The following is a 17,762-nucleotide window of genomic DNA, read 5'->3' on the forward strand; positions in this document are numbered from 1 at the left end:
AGGCGAAAGAGCGAGCCGGCGTCCTGGGGCTGGGGGCCGGGGCTTCAGAGTCGAGCGAAGCCGTGGCCGCTCCTCGCATGGAAAGGAGCCCTGGCCACCAGCGGCTGCCCATCGCTCGCGCCTCCTGGTTGCACTCCGGTGCGGCGTGCAGGACCCGGTCATAGCCGCCGGGTCCGACAACTCAGCGTGACCGGGAGGGTGCATGCCATTGAGGGCATGTCATGCACGGAGGCGAGAATCAGGGTTCATCCAGGAGCGGCAAGCCGCTGCGAGCGAGAGCAGCGGCGCCGTGACGCCCACGCCTACTGGATGGCGAAGATGAGCGTCACCTTCGCCAGTGCGACAGGAAACCTCACGCAGGACGCGCGGTTACCCACCTGTCGCCCTGGTTTCGCTCGGGACGTCATCCCGTGCTGTCCCGGGGAGTTCCCCGGTGTGCCCCTTCAATCCACGCTGGAGGGGCACACTGGGGGCACATGGCAAATCCAATCCTGACTTGGGAGCTACCAGCTCCGTTCAGGCTTCGTCATCGGGAAGGAGCGTCCGGAGAACCTCGTCATCGGGACCGAGCGGGCGCCAGCCAGCGGGGGGAGGGTTGGCGAGAAGCGCATCCCCTGCCCGATCAACCCGCGCCCTGTGGGTTACTGGGGTGTAGGCGAACCACGACCCGAGCCCCATCGCGACCTCTCCACGGGTTGCATCGTCCAGCACGTCCGGCCAGCCATTCGGGAACCTCTCCGCCAACTCGCGCACGAGCACATCGCGAACGAAGCGCGTGACCCGCTTGCGCTGCTCCGCTTCGTACAGCAAGCCGCTCAACACCTGTACCGCAGCAACGTCGTTGCCCAACTCGTCGGCCAGGGCGTACAGCGGCACGGCAGGGCGCGCATCGGCAAAGACAGTCAGTGAGTCGTAGCCTCGCTCACGGACCCGTTCGTACAGGCGCGCCTTGATGTTGCCCTGCCAAGCCTCTCCACTACTCATCGGCGACACCCCAGGTAAACGGCACTTGTTGGATCGGCCGGTCGCCGCTTCCGCTCAGGCTTCTTCGTCCGGCAAGAGCGTGCGGAGAAGTTCGTCGTCAGGTCCAAGCGGACGCCAGCCAGCGGGCGGCGGATTGGCGAAAAGCGCATCACCGGCTTGTTCGACGCGCTCCTTATGCGTTTCGGGAGTGTCGGCGTACCAGCAGCCAAGGGCCGCTGCGACCGCGAATCTCGACTCACGATCCATTTTGACCGGCCAACCGTCAGGGATGCTCTCAGCCAACTGACGCACGAGCACATCGCGAACAAAGCGAGTGACCTGCCTGCGCCGCTCTGCTTCAGCAAGCAGCCCGCTCATCACTTGAATCCCCACGATGTCGTCCTTGCCAAGCTCCTCGGCCAACTGATCCAGCGGAACGGCAGGGCGTGACTCAGCGAAGGCGGTCAACGAATCGAAACCCCGCTCGCGAACCCGCGCATAGAGGCGAGCCTTCCAGTTTCCTTGCCAGGAACGACCAGCAGTCATCGGCCGCTCCCTGAAGTGAAGTTCATCTGGATACCGTAGCGCCTCATGCGTCCTGCAACGATCTTGAGGATCTCGTTTCGCGTCAACATCTCACCAGTCCTGCGTTCGGCTTGTTGCAGGGCTTCCATGATCATCCGGTTCCACTCGCCGGGCCAAGTGCGCCCCAGTCGCCAGTCCCCTCCGCCGTGAATCGCCTCGTGGTGGGCCTGCTCCATCCGGACGCAGAACTGATCGATGTCCATGTCACCCTTGAAGCCGCGCCGCTCGAACCATTCGCGGTGCTCTTGCGGCAGCACATGGTGCTTGGGCGCCTCTGACATGCCCGCCCCCGCCCTGCCTGTCACCTGCATGCCGCGCACCTCCGGGCTGTCCCCCAGCGCTTCGCGCACGCCCTTGGGCAAGTCCTGGTGCGCCTGGGCCATCGTGACCTGTCCGCCCTGAATGAGGACGGCCGCGCCGACGGCAGGCACGGAGATGACGCCCGCCTGCACGAGCCTTCGCATCATCTCCACCCACTCGGCGGAGACCACCAGCCGCGAGCCCACCATGACGCCGCCTGAACTCATTGCCAGTCCCACGCCGAGCGCCGCAGGGGCCGAGGGCGGCACGCGTGGCAGGGCCATCTTCATCGTGGAGATCATCGTGACCATCTCCACCGCCTGCATCGCCGCGATGACCTGCCCGCCAAGCTTCAGGGTCTCGCGGGTCTCCCGTTGAAGCGTGTCGAATTCACGCGTCAACTTTCCCATCAGTTCCGGCATCGCGGTCGTCGCGGCCTCCACCCGTTCCGGGTCCAGTGAGGCGAGGTCCGCCAGCGTGGGCTCCATCAACCCCTGCACGCGATGAAGGTCCACGAAGAGTTTCTCGGCGCTGCACATGGGGCAGTGACGGAGCACGGCGTCCGCGAGGTGCAGGAAGTCCACCCAGGTGGCCAAGAGGAGCGTCCCGAACTGAGCTGCCTGGAGCTTCGGCCCTGTCATGCGTAGCAGGCCCAGCTCCATGTCCGTGTCGCCAACTTCCGAGGCCGCTTCCGTCAACGCGGTGACGCTCCCAAGCGCACCATGAAGCCACATCACCTGCTTGGAGCCCTGGTCGAGGTAGCGCGTGAAGACGCCGGTCAGGCTCCAGCCCCAGAGGTCCGAAGGACGGGCCGCCAGCTTGCTGAACGCGGCCTCGACACGGGTCAGGGAGCCCTTCACGTCTTTCGTCGCGTCGAGGACTGCCTGCCGCGTCAATGCATTGCTCCGGCCCCCGCCCCCGATAGTGCTGTCTCCCACGGCGGTTACGTCGTCACGCGGCTGCTGGCGGCGCAGGAGCCGTTGCTCGGGTCCAGCAAGAGCGCGCGGGGGGAAGTTCTGGGCGTGCGGGGACTCATCGCTCGGGGGTTCCACCCAGGTGGCCGAGGAGGCTTCGCGCGGTGCGTAGCTCAAGCTTCGGCCCCGCCCAGGCGCTTGCGGCACAGAGGCGCATCCCGTGGCCAGCAGCACCATGGCCAGTACCAGGGCATCAGCGCGCATTGTCCACCCCCAGGCCCACCGAGGCGAAAGCCCCCGGCCGCAGCGTCCCCTCCGGCGTGAGGAAGAGCAGCGTGCCGCCCGTCCCCATCGCGTAGAGCTTCCCGCCCAGCAATCGCCAACGCGCTTCCGCCGCGCCCAGGTAACGCGCTCCAGGCTGTCCCATGCCCACTCCGAGCCCCTTCAACGCCACTTCGAGGCTGCGCGCGAAGAACTGCACCGCCACGCGACCGTCCACGTCGAAGCGGCCCCAGCTGAAGGCCTCCACCCCCAGCGACAGCTTCAGATGCTTGGAGAGGCCGCCGTAGCGGACCGCGTCCCAGCCCACCTCCGCCTCGCCATAGGTCGAGTACCCGTCCGGGAAGGGCGCCTCCGCCAGCGCCACGCCTTCTGGCCCCGCCGCTTTGAAGCGCGCCAGCTCATAGTCCGGGCCGAAGTATCCCTGTCGGAAGCCACCATGCTGCCTGCGCACCTCCAGCCGCAGCCGCATGTCCAGAGTGGGTGTCACCGCATCCACGCCCGCTCCTACCACCGCCCCCCATGCGCCGCCCGCACCGGGCCGTCCTCCCCAACCGGCAAGCAGATGGGCCTCGAAGCCCGGCCGCACCACCACCACGGCGGTTGCGTCCAGGTGCGCCAGCGTCACCGGAGACGCGTGACCTCCGGCCTCCCCCCAGTCATGCACCGCCGACAGTGCCAGCGTGTAGCGGCCCTGCGCGCGGGGCTTGCCGAAGAGGACGTGCTCCAGGTCCAGCGCAACTTCCGCCCCCATGAGGCGCGCGCCCAGCACGTCCGAGGCGAACGCCTGCGTATAGAGAGGCCCTAGCGTGCCCGTGAGGAAGCCTCCCGCCGGGTGGTAGTCGGGATTGCTTCGGTTGGAGTAGCGCCGCACGAGGTGCGCGGACAGCAGGCTGTAGGACTCCAGCGCGCCAAACCAGACGCCCACGGGCGCGTCGTTCGAGCCCAGCTTGAGGCCGCGCACCACCTGCCCGAAGTCCGAGAGGCTGTCCCAGTCCTCCCTCCGCACGAAGCCCGCGGCCCCGCCACCTCCCCACAGGCGCAGCCGCCGGGGCGTGCCCAGGTTGAGGCCAAACTCCGCGCCTCCGTCAAGAATGAGGGTCGGCTCCACCTGGAGGAAGCCCTCGTCCGCGCCGAAGCCCGCGTGCGGCAGGAAGGCCAGCGTCGTCGCCTCCACGCGCAGCAGGATGCGCCAGGCCTCGTCCAGTGGGCGCCGTTCCTCCTCCACGGGCGGCGCCTCCGGGACGTCCTCGGCCCACGCGGCGACCGGCAACGGCAGCCACAGCCAGACGGCCCCTCTTCGCATCGTCCGCATCCACGCCCCCAGGAAGTGACTCCTCCGAGGAGAGCAAAGGACACACGTCTGACATTCAGTCCGGCACCCGCACGCCCGGCGCTGCTACACAGGGGAGAAGGTGGGCTGCGTCGAGCCGGCGACTGTTCATGCCGTGACAGGCGCAAAGCGCCCGGTCCCGGCTCTGTCGTCGTCTCGTCCGCGCTGCGCAGAGGCCAGGGCTCCGTGCGGATGGCGTCCTGACTCAGCGACGGAAAGGCCGGGACGATGCCCCCTCGTCCTCCAGCAGATTCTGGCGGATCACCTCCTGCCGTTCTTCGGAGGCATGGCGCTGGATGCCATCGGCCTCGCGGAGGTCGAGGACTTCAAGGCCGCCATGCGTAAGAAGCACTCCGGCGCACGTGCACGGAAGGAAGCCCCCTCGCGGGCAGCCCTGCGCTTGCGCAAGGGCTCCGGGCCACCACCCATGAGCGCCCGGTACATCAACAACACCCTCACGGTGCTGCACAAGCTGCTCATGCTCGCGCAGGAACAAGGCATCATCGCCCATGTCCCTCGCGTGAAGCTCCTCAAGACGCGGAAGCCCGCATTCGACTTCCTCACCTTCGAAGAGGCCGAGCGGCTTGTCTCCCACGCCGAACCCGAATGGAGGACGCTGCTCCTCGTCGCCATCAAGACGGGCCTCCGCGAGGGCGAGCTGATGGGGCTCCAGTGGAGCGACCTGGACCTGCCGCGCGGCAAACTCCAGGTCCGGCGCACCCGCACGAACGGACAGGAGGGCTTGCCCAAGGGTGGCCGCGAGCGAGGGGTGGACCTGCCCGCGTCCGTGGTCGATGCCCTCAAGGAACACCGGCACCTGCGCGGGGCCTACGTGTTCTGTCAGGAGGACGGTCAGCCGCTCACCGACGGCCTGATGCGGCGACCGCTGGAGCGCAGCCTGATTCGGGCGAGCATCACCCGTGAACAGGGCCGTATCGGCTGGCACGACCTGCGCCACACCTACGGCAGCCACCTCGCCATGCGCGGTGTCCCGCTCAAGGTCATCCAGGAGCTGATGGGCCACGCCACCATCGAAATGACGATGCGCTACGCCCACCTCTCCCCGGAAACGAAGGAACGCGCCGTCCAACAACTCGACGCGCCCGCTTCTCAGAATCGCGCCGCTCTGGGCTGACCGCGCCAGAGGGGCACATTGGGGGCACATGACAGTGGAGGTTGCTGGCCTTGTGACAGCCGTAGCTACTGGATCGCAAAGATGAGCGTCACCTTCGCCAGTGCGACAGGAAACCTCACGCAGGACGCGCGGTTACCCACCTGTCGCATTGGTTTCGCTCGGGACGCCATCCCGTGCTGTTCCGGGGAGTTCCCTGGTGTGCCCCTTCAATCCACGCTGGAGGGGCACACTGGGGGCACATGCGATCAACCAATCAACTCGCACAGCCCACTGCGACCAACGCAAACGCATCACTGCCCTGTGGCTGTTAACTGCTCGGGAACCGCTGATCAATCCACGCCCAGAGTTTATCCTTTGGCGCTATCTCCTTCGCGCAATTACCACACACGACAGCGCTGACATCATAGGACGTTGTCCCAACACTCCATTGGGCCGTAACGCGTCGGAACTCAGTTGGAGACATCTTCTTTCCACAGCGGTCACAAGGAGCTTCAGCAGGTGTCGTCATAGCGCGAATCGTATGAATGCCTGGGTTGGCGGCAAGACGGCGCCAAAGCACCGGCCAGCAGGATGACTCTGCTGGCCGCCCTGGAAGCAACCAGCCGTTCCGTTCTATGCGCCCACGGCAATCAGACCAGCGACCTCAGACGTCGGCTCATCTCCACCCGGCATCATTCGCGCTCGCCGCAGCCTCATCAGGCAAGGTCGAGAGCCCACGAACCATTCTGCCAATTCCGCAAGGCTTGCTGAGCCCCCAGGGCCGCCAGACCCTGGCCCCTTGCTGCGTCCTCCAGAATCGCTGTGGCTTCGACGGTCTTATGCCGAAGCAGGAACGCAGCAGCAGTGACCCTAACATCCATACGGGCGTGCGAAAAAAGTGCCGCCAACGCGTTGCGGCCCACATCGCCCCGCTCTCGCAACGACATATACGCAGCAAGTGCCTTTTCGGCGTGCTTGTTACCCGCTCTTGCGTCCCCCTGGAGGATGCAGTCCGTCTGCGCTGCGGTGTTCTGGGCAAACTTCTCAACCAGACTTTCGAGGCCCGTCACCTGACTCCTCTCAGGACGTCGCAGACCGCATAAGCCCTGCCCGGGCCAGCAGTTCGCGCACCCGCCGCGCCAGCGCGATGTGCTCGGGGTTGGCCACGGTGAATCGCTCTGGAGTCAGGATGATCAACGAGCCCCTGTCCTCCACGGGCTCGATACGCACAGGGGCGGGCAATGGCGGCACCTTGCCCAGGTGACTGGAAAGGTACGTCACCCAGCCAAGCCACACCTCGGCCTTGCCGTCCTTGTCGTCCAGGTCTCGATGCGTGCGGGACATGGCCGCAGCCCAGTCGGGTTCCCAGGCAAGTGCCATGCTGCGCGTCACGTCCATCAGCACGGAGGCCGTGAAAATACGCTCCGCGTTCGATCCCTGACTGGGGAGCGACAAGAAACAGGAGTTAGAAACTGCTTCCGCATATCCGCCGCAGTGGATGCGCAGGGCCACGCAATCACGACTGGCTCCGCCGTTGTCGAACCAGAAGCTAAAGCCCAGGTCCTCAAAGACGGGCCCCCCTTTCTCCCGGTTGACGCCTCGCCGGAACATCTCAGCGAGCATAGGCATGTCGGGCGGCATGAGTGGATGCTTGCGAGCATCCTTGCGCGACTTGGCGGGCTTGTACCAGTGGGCCAGGAACGGGTCGCACTCCGCCAAGAAGTTGAGGAAGCCCGCTGTGCGACGGGCGCACTCCTCGGGAGACTCTTTGCGCGGCCCCCAGTAGGCACCTGCAAAGTAGGTATCGGGATAGGTCTCTGAGTCGAGATTCACAAGCATGAGGTTATCCACTCAGAAAGCTGGGGTGTGGACGATTTCGACCCCCACAACACGCGCGTTCTTGAAGAGTTCGCGGAAGGCATCGGCAGCCGCCTTCTCCGCGACGTGCCACCGGACGGGAATACCCATGCCACGAACTTTTCTGCTCTGGCGCTCTGCTTGCTCAACGAGCATCCGTGCTCCGGAGTTCCGGAACCACTCCTTGGGCTCAAGGCCATCAAAGAACTTCGCGTAGCCGGGTCCCTTGGCCTCCAGCAGCACGCCGTCCTTGAAGCCGTCGAACTTCACGCCACCCGCCTTCGTGCTCGTGCCGCCGACCCAGTAGGCATCATCGGCGGAGTGTCCCGTGATCTGCTCCTGATAGCGCCGAGAGCGCGGCTTCATGGACTCCTTCGCCGGTCCCCACTGTCCAGGCCCCTGGGAAGGCGCTCCGCCCTTCGAGGCCGCGTTCGCCCGCTGGAGGATGATGGCCGCCCCAGGGCCGCCGCTGAGTGCCGCCGCCGCGCGCCCTGCTGGCACCGCGACATGCTCCAACGCCAGCGCGCCCTCCGCCGACAGCGAGAGCACCGGCACCGAAACCTCCGCTCCCAGCGATATCCCTTTCAGCGTCCGTGTCGTGGCCGAAGCCGCGCCCCCGGTAATGAGCAGGCCCGTCGTCAGCCGCGACACCTCGCGGATCTGCTCGCCACGGGTCATGGACTGGAAGCGGTCCCAGTACATGGGTGAAGCCACGATGAGCGCCGCCAAGCCCGCTGGCAGGTTGCTTAGCCCCGCGATGCTGTCCACGGGGCGCGTCAGCAACTGGCCCAGCGCGTGGTACAGCTCCACGAACGCGTCTTCCGCTCCATCCAGGGTGCGGCTGATGACGTCCGCGTCGTCGTAGACCTCGGCCATGGGCCGCCAATCCGAGGCTTGGAGCTTCGCGTCCATGGCGCGGAAGACACCGCCCTTGCCGCTGTAGAAGCGGCCCAGCTCGAAGCCATGCGCTCGGAAGGCGCCGTCCTGCCATTCGACCGTCGCCACCTTCTGCTGCGTGCGCCCAGTGAGGGCCCACGCCAGATAGCCGTCCGGTCGCAACACCGCGACCTGCTCCCGAGAGAAGCGCTCGACCCGCCGCAACAGCTCCTGTCGCGTGACTTCGCCTCCCTCCATCACTTCGCGCAGGATGAAGCCCGCTGCCATGCGAGGCGGGAAGGCGTTCAACGTGACGGGTTTGCCCACCAGCACATCCAGCAGACGTGCGGCTTGTGCGGGCGTCAGCCCCCCTCCCAGAGGGCGCTCATCCCTCGCCTCCAGGCCCGCGTTCGTCAGCAACCGCTCCCAGACATCCGACTCCAAATCGTCAGGTCTGGTGACGTCCGCCATGGCCACCGTGCGAACGGGGCTTGCCCCCGTCATCACTTCGCGCACGGCCTTGCGGCGGTACAGCGGCGGCGCTTCCTCTCGGTGCGTGCTACTCGGCGCCGGAGCGGATGCACGCGGCGCCCCGTCGTTTGATTCCCACGTCCCAGGGGAATCCGTGGCCGTGTGGGCCGTGTAGCTCAGCGTCCTTCCGGGCGTGTGCGGCACTGACACGCATCCGGTGAAGAGGAGGGCCACGCACGTGAGCAGGACGTCAGCGCGCATTGTCCACCCCCAGGCCCACCGACGCGAAAGCCCCCGGCCGCAGCGTCCCGTCACCTTCTGGGAACAGCAGCGTGCCGCCCGTGGCCACCGCGTAGAGCTTCCCCGCCATGACTCGCCAGCGTGCTTCCGCCGCGCCCAGGTAGCGCGCCCCAGGTTGGCCCAAGCCCACGCCCAGCCCCTTCACCGCCACTTCCAGGCTGCGCTCCAGGAGCTGCATCGCCACGCGCCCGTCCACATCCAGGCGGCCCCAGGAGAAGGCCTCCGCGCTCAGCGACAGCATCAGGTGCCGTTGCTGGCCTCGATAGCCCACGGCATCCCAGCCGACGCGAGCCTCGGCCTGAAGCGAGTACCCGTCCGGAAGGGGAGCGGACGCCAGCGGCACGCCCTCCGGGCCCACTGCCTGGAATCGCGCCAGCTCGTAGTCCGGGCCGAAGAAGCCTTGCCGGAAGCCGCCGTGCTGCCTGCGTGCCTCCAGGCGCAACGACACATCCCACGCGGAGGCCACCGCATCCACCCCCATGCCCAGCACCGCGCCCCAGGCACCTCCAACGCCCGGGCGTCCTCCCCAGCCCGCCAGCAGGTGCGCTTCCAGGCCCGGACGCCTCAGCACCACCGCCGTTCCGTCCAGGTGCGCCAGCGTCACGGACGGCGCGCGGCCTCCGGCCCCTCCCCAGTCGTGCACGGCGGACACAGCGAGCGAGTAACGCCCCGGCGATTGAGCTGCGCCAAAGAGAACGCGCCCCATGTCCAGCACGACCTCCGCCCCCATCAACCGCGCGCCCAACACATCCGAGGCGAAGGCTTCCGTGTAGAGCGGCCCCACGGTGCCCGTAAGGAAGCCTCCCGCCGGGTGGTAGTCCGGGTTCGTCCGGTTGGAGTAGCGGCGCACCAGATGCGCCGACAGCAGGCTGTAATCCTCCAGGGCGCCGAGCCACACGCCGACGGGCGCCGCATCCGAGCCCAGCTTGAGGCCGCGCACGAGTTGGCCCCAATCAGAGAGGCTGTCCCAGTCTTCCCTCCGCACGAAGCCCGCGGCCCCGCCACCTCCCCAGAGGCGCAACCGCACGGGCGTGCCCAGGTTGAGGCCGAAGTCCTCGCCTCCGTCGAGAATGAGGGTCGGCTCCACCTGAAGGAAGCCCTCGTCCGCGCCCCTCCCCGCGCGCGGAAGGAAGGACCACGTCGTCGCCTCCACGCGCAGCAGGTTGCGCCAGGCCTCGTCCAGTGGGCGCCGTTCCTCCTCCACGGGCGGCACCTCCGGGGCGTCCTCGGCCCACGCGGCCAGCGGCAAAAGCAGCCACAGCCAGACAGCCCCACTTCGCGTCATTCGCATCCTCGCCCCCTGGGAGTGACATCTCCCAAGGAGAGCAAAGGACACACGTCTGACATTCAGCCCGGCTCCCGCAGGCTCCGCGCTGCTACCCGGGGGTGAAGGTCGGCTGCGTCGAGCCGGCGACTGTTAATGCCGTGACAGACGCAAGGCGCCCGGTCCCGGTTCTGTCGTCGTCTCGTCCGCGCTGCGCAGCGGGTGTGGCCCCGTGCGGATGGCGTCCTGACTCCGCGACGGAAAGGCCGGGACGATGCCACCCTCGTCCTCCAGCAGATTCAGCTCCTCCATGGCCTCGCCGCCTTCAAAGAGGGCTGTCTCCACTTCCTTCACCGCATACGCCGCGCTGTACGGCTCCAGCCGCGCGAGCTGCCCGCGCAACTCCAGCTCCAGCGCTGCCGCTGTCGGGTAGCGAGACGAGGGCTCCCGGCACAGCAACCGAAGGAAGACGGAGCGCAGCGAGGTGGACAGCCCGAACGCGGCCTCCTTCACGTCCTTCCCGCTGAACACCATGGCGCGCTGGACGGCATCCTCCACGAAGGGCGGCAAGTGCATGTCCATCGTCGTGGTCAGGGCCGCGAGCACACGTTGGTTCTGCTCCCGCGAGAGCCGAGGAGACTCGTCCTCCACCTTGAGATTCCCCGGGTAGTAGAGGTGTCGCCCCGTAGCGAACTCCAGCAGCACCAGCCCCAGGGAGAAGAGGTCGCTTCTCGCATCCGTCACCGCCCCCACCAGCGCCTCCGGTGAGGCGTAGATGACTTCCCCTGGTGGGCGCGGCAGCGTTGTGGCGAGGCGCCCTTGCAGCCTGGAGCAAGCGACGCCGAAGTCCGTCAGAACCACGCCCCCGCTGGGGCGCAGGCCGATGCAGCCGGGGTTGATGTCACGGTTGACGATGCCCAGCGAGTTGCCCGCGTCGTCCGTGCGGGTGTGTGCATGCGCAAGGGCCGCCGCCACCTCCGCGCCGACGTAGAGGACGAAGGCCTCGGAGAAGTAGCGCCCACGCAGCTGGGCGATGGTGAGGAGGGTGTCCAGGCTGAAGCCTTCCACGCACTCCATGACGGCGCCCAGGCCTCGTGCCTCTCCAAACTTCATCTCGAAGAGGCCATGGACGCGGGCGATGTTGGGGTGTTGGAGGAATTGCGCAAGCCGCACCTCCTCTTCCAGCCGCGCACGCGCCCGCTGGAACTTCTCCGGCACGGCCCCTTCAGGCAGGGGCACGCACTTCACGAGGACCTTCCCCCTGTAGCCGGAGGGCGTCCGGGGCCGGGCGAAGAGGACGCGCTCGCCATTGCGGCCAATGCCCAGCTCCTGGAAGAACTCGTAGGCGGTCCCCGCGTGGGAAAAGAGGACCGTGCCCCCGGCGAGCCGGGAGTCAGCACCACTGGACATGAAGGGGGCTCCTGAAAGCCTGCGCGAGGGAGCCGCGCAAAGGCAGACGGGAAACTACCTCCGGCTGCCTCCACGCGTGAACGACGCCACGGGTCATCTATTTCGAATTTCCCTGCTATCCCTGGACTGGGCCCCGCAGCGACGGAAACGCAACGAGTCTTTACGTTCCAGACTCAGGGCCAGCGGTCCACAGCATAAGCCACGTCGACGCGAGAGTAGCGAACTGCCCCCGGCTTGGAATTCTTGTAAGGCTCCACGGGGCCGTCCAAACCAATGGCAAAGCACACCGGAATCGTGCGTCCGTCCGGGAGGTGCGCTTCGGTGTAGCGGGCCAGCAGGAACGTCCCGTCTCCCGTCCACAACCGGCCGGAGAACACCGTTCCCGTGGGGAGGTACTTCCTGCCATTGAAGACAACCCCTGTCACGGGGCCATCCCTGAACACCCCTGCATCACCAGGAAGGCCCGGCTGGCTCCTGTCGATGGTGACCTGCACAGAAGATTGGCCCGGCAACATAATGAGCCCTCCGTCGTCTACGTCCTTTTCGAACATGACGTTGCGCGCTTCCTCGGGGCACGCCCCTGATTCAGGGCGCACCTGGGAGCTGCTGGGGCAGCCGAGTTGCAAGGCGACGGCGGCGCTCGCCGCGGCACACTTCGCGAGGAACTCCGCCCTGGAGCTGGAGGTGGAGTCCTTCTTGGACGGGCTTGCGACGATGGGAGCACGCTTCACGGCGGAGCTTTCCTTCCGGACAGAATCGAGTGGGGGCAAAGCTACCCCAGGGGACGACGCGGCCAGCACGTCGCCCGCGTCACGTGAGGGGCCCGCATCCTGGAGGGACATGGGCGCTGGAACGAGGGATGCGACTGCCCCATCCCCATGCGAAATGGGCGCGGTCGGACGCTCAACGTCCTCACTGGAAACAGGATGCGACGCGGGACGCAGCCACATGAAGGCACCGGCCACGGCCGCCACGACGAGGAGGGCCACTCCGGCGTCCACCACCCGGGCCCGCCGCACGCGGCGCGCGGGGGGCGTCTCCTCATCCGTGTTGGAGGCGGGAGCGGTCGGGGGCTTCAACGAGGGGACGTGGACGGGCACGGTCCATTCCGGCCCCGCCTCTCCCACCAGTGCCGCCAGCTCGCGCCGCATCACCTCCGCCGTGGGGGGCCGCTCCTCCGGCTTCCGCGCGATGAAGCGCATTGCCACGTCACTGAGTCCCGCTGGCACCCGCGCGTTCAACTCCCGGGCGGATTTGGGCACCCAGCGTCCCTCCACGGTCGCCTTCGGGGAACCGCTCGCGGGCTCCGGTGTCGTCAGCACGTCATAGAGGCAGACGCCCAGCGCGTAGACGTCATCCGTTACCTTGAACTCGTACCTCGCGCCCCGCTCGTCTCCATGCTCCTTCAGGAAGCGTGATGCCTCGGGCGAGCGATAGCGCCGGGTGCCGGGCGGCAGGGGCGCATCCGTCAAGTCCTCGGCGTGCGTGTAGTCGCCTGCGCTGAAGTCGAGGATGGCAGGCTCGCCGTCCTTGGCGCGCACCATGATGTTGGCGAGCTTCAAGTCGCGATGGAAGACGCCGCGCTCGTGCATGTAGTCCATGGCGCCCGCGAGCTTCTCGAAGACTTGGACCACTTCCTGGGCCGTGGGGTGCATACGCTCCACCCACTCGGCCAAGGTGTGCCCATCTACGAAGTCCAAGACGACGTAGAGCCACCCGGTGCGGAAGTCGGGGAAGCGGCCATGTCCGTGCACCCCAACGATGTTCGGGTGGGTCAGGTGAACGAGGCAGCCCAGCTCACGCTTCAACCGCGCGTCCGCCTGCTCCGCGTCGCCGCTCCCCAGCCGGTGCATCGCGATCTTCATCGCGAAGTGGTGGCCGTTCATCTCCACGCGGTACACAGCGCCGTAGGTGCCCGCGCCCAGTAGCTTCACGACGCGCCAGCCATGAATCATGTACCCAGGCGGGAGCTGCGCGGGATGGTGGATGACCGTCAACATGGCCGACCTCTACAGCGCAACAGGTGGAACGAGAAGAGGACGTGCACCCGTGGCATCCACCAATTCCAAGCGGAACAACGTCCCCCGCTTCCAGGCAGCTCCCTCAGTCTCCACCACAACAGTGCCAACCTCTCCGGGCCCAATCTGGGGTTGCTTCATGCGCACGCTCAGCACCGGCACTTGGGCGCCGCCCGTTGAATGGGTGAGGCGTGCTTCCGTGGGCGTCCAGGGCGTCTTCCCAGCGTTCATTACGTTCACGGACACCACTGCCCATGCGGTGGCGCGAAAGCTGAAACCGTCCATGACACGCAGTGAGGACTGCATCTCCTTCTCGGGCTGCTGAGCAACCCTCCTGGCCGATACCCCGTCCGCGTCGAGAAGCCCCGCCAGAGCGAGAGCCGCAGGGCTGCTCGCATCGCCGCGTGCGCGGAGTGCGGCAAGCTCGGCTTCCTTCGCCGCAAGCTGGGCGCGCACCTCGGACAACTCCGCCTGAAGCGCCTCGGGGGCCAGTGGATGACGGGATACTTCCACGCGGGTGTCCACCACGGCTGGGTGAGACACGAGAGCGAAGACCGCATGCTCGGGGAAGGCTCCATCCGCGAAGCGCACGCGAAGCATCAGATGCTCACCCGCGCCCAGCTCCATCACCGGCTCCAGGTTGATGGCGCGCTCGCCCACATCCACGAGCTTGAAGCGAGTGCGGCCTTCCAGCTCCACGGAGTTCCGGTCCAGCGCCGAATCGAGAACGAGGGTCGTCAGGATGCCCGCCGCGACTGGAACCTCCAGGACGGGCTCACCAGGACGTGGGAGCACAACCCGCCTGTCCCTGCGCTCGCGGACCGCTGATGCCGACTGAGCCTGGGCCGCCGTGAAGAGAAGCAGTCCCCCGAGCACCAGGGGCAGGTTCAACGCGGAGAAGGAGAAGGGCAAGCGGGACGGCCTCCGCCCGCGAAACTACCAAACCGGTAGGAACCACAGGCCTGGAAACTCCGCTTCCGCTCTGCGCGCGCGGGGGACGGATCCACGGGCACAAGGGTGGGGTGACGGTGCCTCCAATCCCTCTGTCGGTATGGGGTTCGCCCGGTTCTGCCGAAAAAACCCGCGCTACGCCGCGCATATCCGCGACGTGGCGTGAAGGGCTGCGTTTTTCCTGAGAATTTTTCGAGCGTGTGGGACCGCCGAGCAAGGTCCCGAAGGTGCAGGAGGCGTGGTGGGTGGACGTGAAGTACCAGCACCCGAGCGGGAAGGTGGAGCGAGTCTGCAAGGCATCGCCCATCAACACCCGCCGGGGCGCGGAGGAGTACGAGCGTCAGGTCCGCCACGCCCTGCTGACCGGGACCTTCGGAAAGGAGAAGCCCACGGAGAAGCGCATCGTCACGCTGGCGGAGTTCGAGCCGCGCGTCATCACGTACAGTGAGAACAACAACAAGGGTTCCACCCTGCTCAGCAAGCGGCAGATTCTGGCGGATCACCTCCTGCCGTTCTTCGGAGCCATGGCGCTGGATGCCATCGGCCTCGCGGAGATCGAGGACTTCAAAGCCGCCATGCGCAAGAAGCACTCGGGCGCACGAGCGCGGAAGGAAGCCCCCTCGCAGGCAGCCCTCCGCTTGCGCAAGGGCTCCGGGCCACCGCCCATGAGCCACAGGTACATCAACAACACCCTCACGGTGCTGCACAAGCTGCTCACGCTCGCGCAGGAACAGGGCGTCATCGCCCATGTCCCTCGCGTGAAGCTCCTCAAGACGCGTAAGCCCGCTTTCGACTTCCTCACCTTCGATGAGGCCGAGCGGCTTGTCGCCCACGCCGAACCCGCATGGAGGGCTCTGCTCCTCGTCGCCATCAAGACGGGCCTCCGCGAGGGCGAGCTGATGGGCCTCCAGTGGAGTGACCTGGACCTGCCGCGCGGCAAGCTCCAGGTCCGGCGCACCCGCACGAACGGACAGGAGGGCTTGCCCAAGGGTGGCCGCGAGCGAGGGGTGGATCTACCCGCGTCCGTGGTCGATGCCCTCAAGGAGCACCGGCACCTGCGCGGGGCCTACGTGTTCTGTCAGGAGGATGGTCAGCCGCTCACCGACGGCCTGATGCGGCGACCGCTGGAGCGCAGCCTGATTCGGGCGAGCATCACCCGCGAACAGGGCCGCATCGGTTGGCACGACCTGCGCCACACCTACGGCAGTCACCTCGCCATGCGCGGTGTCCCGCTCAAGGTCATCCAGGAGCTGATGGGCCACGCCACCATCGAAATGACGATGCGCTACGCCCACCTCTCCCCGGAGACGAAGGAGCGCGCCGTCCAACAGCTCGACGCGCCCGCTTCGCAGAATCGCGCCGCTCTGGCCTGACCGCGCCAGAGGGGCACATTGGGGGCACATGACGGCCCCCCGACAACGCAGCACCCCGGCAAGCCGTTGAGATTGCTGGCCTTGAGATGACAGTAGCTACTGGATGGCGAAGATGAGCGTCACCTTCGCCTGCACCGTCTGCTCCTCCGGCTGGATGGGCGTGGTGGGCGCGGCTCGCGATTCCGCCATGTCCATGGCGAAGGTGGCCGGGTACAGGCGCGGGGCCTCCGTCACCGTGCTCGCGTCCAGCACCGCGCCCAGCTTCACGTTGAGCGACGCGGCCAGCACGTCCGCGGACCTCCTCGCTCGCGCCACCGCCTGCCGCAGCGCTTCGCCCTGCACGGCGTCCTCGCGGCTCAGGCCGAAGCGCACGGAGTCCACCCGGTTCGCTCCCGCCGCCAGGGCCTTGTCCAACAGGGCCCCCACCTTGGACAGGTCCGTCACGTGGACGCTGACCAGGTTGCTCACGCGGTAGCCCTTGAGCTTCGGCTCCCCGCCCTGCGGCGGCGACGGCGTGTACTCCGGATAGACGTTGTAGTTGCGCGTCTGCAGGTCCCTCTTCGCGATGCCCGCGCCCGTCAGCGCCGCGAGCACCTTCTCCATCCGCTTCGCGTTCTCCTCGCCCGCGGCCTTCGCGTTCGGAGCGGACGTCTCCACCGCCACGTCGATGAAGGCTTCGTCCGGCTGCGCCTTCACCTCGCCCGTGCCCTCCACGCGCAGCGTGCGCACCTGTGGATCCACGGGCGGCCTCGGCTGCGGTGAACCGGACGGCGGAACCTGCGTCTGCGCGGCGGCGGTGAAGCCCGCGAGCATCACCAGCGTCGTCAACATCCTGCGAACAGCGGACATGGCGCCTCCTTCCCAAGGCGGGGTGAACCTTCGCGCGTCTAGCGCGAAAGCCCCTCACGCCCCAAGGACGCCCCGGCCCCGGTGGACATTCACCGGCCTGGGGCGTCCAGCGCCGGACGCTCGCCTAATGGAGCGATTCGCCCGTCTGGTCCAGCGACATCATGGACTCCAGCGGCTTCTTCAGCGGACGCGGCGTGGCCCTGTGCACCTGCGTCACCGCCTTGCGGCGCGCGACGCGCAGCGCGTCCCGGCCCATGTCCATCATCGCCGCCACCGCGCCCGTCAGCAGGTTGCCCGGCGGCGTGTCCGGCGAGGCCGGGTGCGGGTGCGTGGGCGCCGCCTTCTTCGCCAGCTCCAGCGCCTCGCCCACCTGCTTCAACTCCTGCGGCTTGAAGACCTTCTTCACCTCCGGGAAGAGGTACTGCTCCTCCTCCGTCACGTGGGCGCGCACGTTCTCCATCAGCACGTGCACCTTCGCGTCGAAGCGCTCGGACTCCGGCGGGAGCGTGTCCAGCTCCGACAGCACCCACTTCACCACGTGGTGCTCCTCCAGCGCGCGCAGCACGTCCGGGGACAGGTCCTCCGAACGCGCACGCACGGCCGGGTAGAAGACCTGCTCCTCGATGGCGGCGTGGATGGACAGCTCGCGCACCATGTCGTCCACCAGCTTGCGCTTGTGCGCCAGCGCGTGGTCGCCCGCCTTCTCGAACTTGCGGAACAGCTGCTCCACCGTCTTGTGGTCCGCCTTCAGCAACATGATGGCATCCATCGGCCGTCTCCCTTCCATCGAAGCGGGGGGCCGCGCTTCCCCCATCGCGAAGACGCTCGGACCCGAAGGGCCCTGGCGCAGCGCGGCACGGAGTGAAGGGTGGGGATGGATTCCCGGCCGTGCCCACCCTTCACTC

Annotated in this window: 14 protein-coding genes and 1 pseudogene; 2 read left to right on the plus strand and 13 right to left on the minus strand. The window is 67.4% G+C overall.

Annotated elements, in window-relative coordinates:
- Positions 1 to 516: 516 nt before the first annotated feature.
- From D7X32_RS19145 to D7X32_RS19160, 4 genes are read right to left on the minus strand one after another with little or no spacing between them, the layout of a single operon-like run.
- Positions 517 to 984, minus strand: a complete 468-nt coding sequence (locus tag D7X32_RS19145) for an NUDIX hydrolase (protein WP_120604003.1) — start codon at positions 982 to 984, stop codon at positions 517 to 519.
- Between the two features lie 54 nt (positions 985 to 1,038).
- A complete protein-coding gene (locus tag D7X32_RS19150; protein ID WP_120604004.1) occupies positions 1,039 to 1,509 on the minus strand; it encodes an NUDIX hydrolase in 471 nt (156 codons plus the stop codon).
- On the minus strand, positions 1,506 to 3,026 hold the full coding sequence (locus tag D7X32_RS19155; RefSeq protein WP_120604005.1) for a DUF2380 domain-containing protein: 1,521 nt from the start codon (positions 3,024 to 3,026) through the stop codon (positions 1,506 to 1,508). The genes D7X32_RS19150 and D7X32_RS19155 overlap by 4 nt, the downstream gene beginning before the upstream one ends.
- Entirely contained in the window at positions 3,016 to 4,356 is a 1,341-nt protein-coding gene (locus D7X32_RS19160; protein WP_120604006.1) for a hypothetical protein, read from the minus strand. Before D7X32_RS19160 ends, D7X32_RS19155 begins: the two co-directional genes overlap by 11 nt.
- A 262-nt stretch (positions 4,357 to 4,618) precedes the next feature.
- On the opposite strand from D7X32_RS19160, the pseudogene D7X32_RS19165 reads away from it, so the two are divergent.
- A pseudogene (locus D7X32_RS19165) lies at positions 4,619 to 5,509 on the plus strand (tyrosine-type recombinase/integrase); the annotation flags it as partial.
- A gap of 695 nt (positions 5,510 to 6,204) precedes the next feature.
- Here D7X32_RS19165 and D7X32_RS19170 read toward each other — a convergent pair.
- From D7X32_RS19170 to D7X32_RS19200, 7 genes are all read right to left on the minus strand, one after another.
- Positions 6,205 to 6,558 (minus strand): DUF2019 domain-containing protein, encoded by a 354-nt coding sequence (locus D7X32_RS19170; protein WP_120604008.1) that lies wholly within the window; start codon positions 6,556 to 6,558, stop codon positions 6,205 to 6,207.
- Positions 6,559 to 6,568: 10 nt separating this feature from the next.
- A complete protein-coding gene (locus D7X32_RS19175) occupies positions 6,569 to 7,327 on the minus strand; it encodes an immunity 52 family protein (RefSeq protein ID WP_120604017.1) in 759 nt (252 codons plus the stop codon).
- A 12-nt stretch (positions 7,328 to 7,339) separates the two neighbouring features.
- On the minus strand, positions 7,340 to 8,953 hold the full coding sequence (locus D7X32_RS19180) for a restriction endonuclease fold toxin 5 domain-containing protein (RefSeq protein ID WP_120604009.1): 1,614 nt from the start codon (positions 8,951 to 8,953) through the stop codon (positions 7,340 to 7,342).
- The gene (locus D7X32_RS19185) at positions 8,943 to 10,283 is read right to left on the minus strand and encodes a hypothetical protein (RefSeq protein ID WP_120604010.1); all 1,341 of its coding nucleotides are present in this window, start codon (positions 10,281 to 10,283) and stop codon (positions 8,943 to 8,945) included. The genes D7X32_RS19180 and D7X32_RS19185 overlap by 11 nt, the downstream gene beginning before the upstream one ends.
- A gap of 126 nt (positions 10,284 to 10,409) precedes the next feature.
- Positions 10,410 to 11,666, minus strand: coding sequence for a serine/threonine protein kinase (locus D7X32_RS19190; protein WP_120604011.1), 1,257 nt, complete (start codon positions 11,664 to 11,666; stop codon positions 10,410 to 10,412).
- 173 nt (positions 11,667 to 11,839) lie between these two features.
- Positions 11,840 to 13,666: a serine/threonine protein kinase gene (locus D7X32_RS19195; RefSeq protein WP_244239077.1), complete on the minus strand. Its 1,827-nt coding sequence runs from the start codon at positions 13,664 to 13,666 to the stop codon at positions 11,840 to 11,842.
- A gap of 9 nt (positions 13,667 to 13,675) precedes the next feature.
- A complete protein-coding gene (locus D7X32_RS19200; RefSeq protein WP_244239078.1) occupies positions 13,676 to 14,596 on the minus strand; it encodes a DUF2381 family protein in 921 nt (306 codons plus the stop codon).
- A 239-nt stretch (positions 14,597 to 14,835) separates the two neighbouring features.
- Between D7X32_RS19200 and D7X32_RS19205 the strand changes: the two genes are divergently transcribed.
- On the plus strand, positions 14,836 to 16,008 hold the full coding sequence (locus tag D7X32_RS19205; protein ID WP_244239079.1) for a tyrosine-type recombinase/integrase: 1,173 nt from the start codon (positions 14,836 to 14,838) through the stop codon (positions 16,006 to 16,008).
- 96 nt (positions 16,009 to 16,104) lie between these two features.
- Here the strand turns inward: D7X32_RS19205 and D7X32_RS19210 are convergent, their stop codons facing one another.
- Together D7X32_RS19210 and D7X32_RS19215 are read right to left on the minus strand one after the other, a co-directional pair.
- Positions 16,105 to 16,857 carry an SIMPL domain-containing protein gene (locus tag D7X32_RS19210; RefSeq protein WP_120604012.1) on the minus strand — a complete coding sequence of 251 codons (753 nt, stop codon included), beginning with the start codon at positions 16,855 to 16,857 and terminating at the stop codon, positions 16,105 to 16,107.
- A 124-nt stretch (positions 16,858 to 16,981) separates the two neighbouring features.
- The gene (locus D7X32_RS19215; protein WP_244239080.1) at positions 16,982 to 17,614 is read right to left on the minus strand and encodes a hemerythrin domain-containing protein; all 633 of its coding nucleotides are present in this window, start codon (positions 17,612 to 17,614) and stop codon (positions 16,982 to 16,984) included.
- Between the last annotated feature and the right edge of the window lie 148 nt (positions 17,615 to 17,762).

Origin of the sequence: Corallococcus carmarthensis (assembly GCF_003611695.1) — a bacterium.
Taxonomy (GTDB): domain Bacteria; phylum Myxococcota; class Myxococcia; order Myxococcales; family Myxococcaceae; genus Corallococcus; species Corallococcus carmarthensis.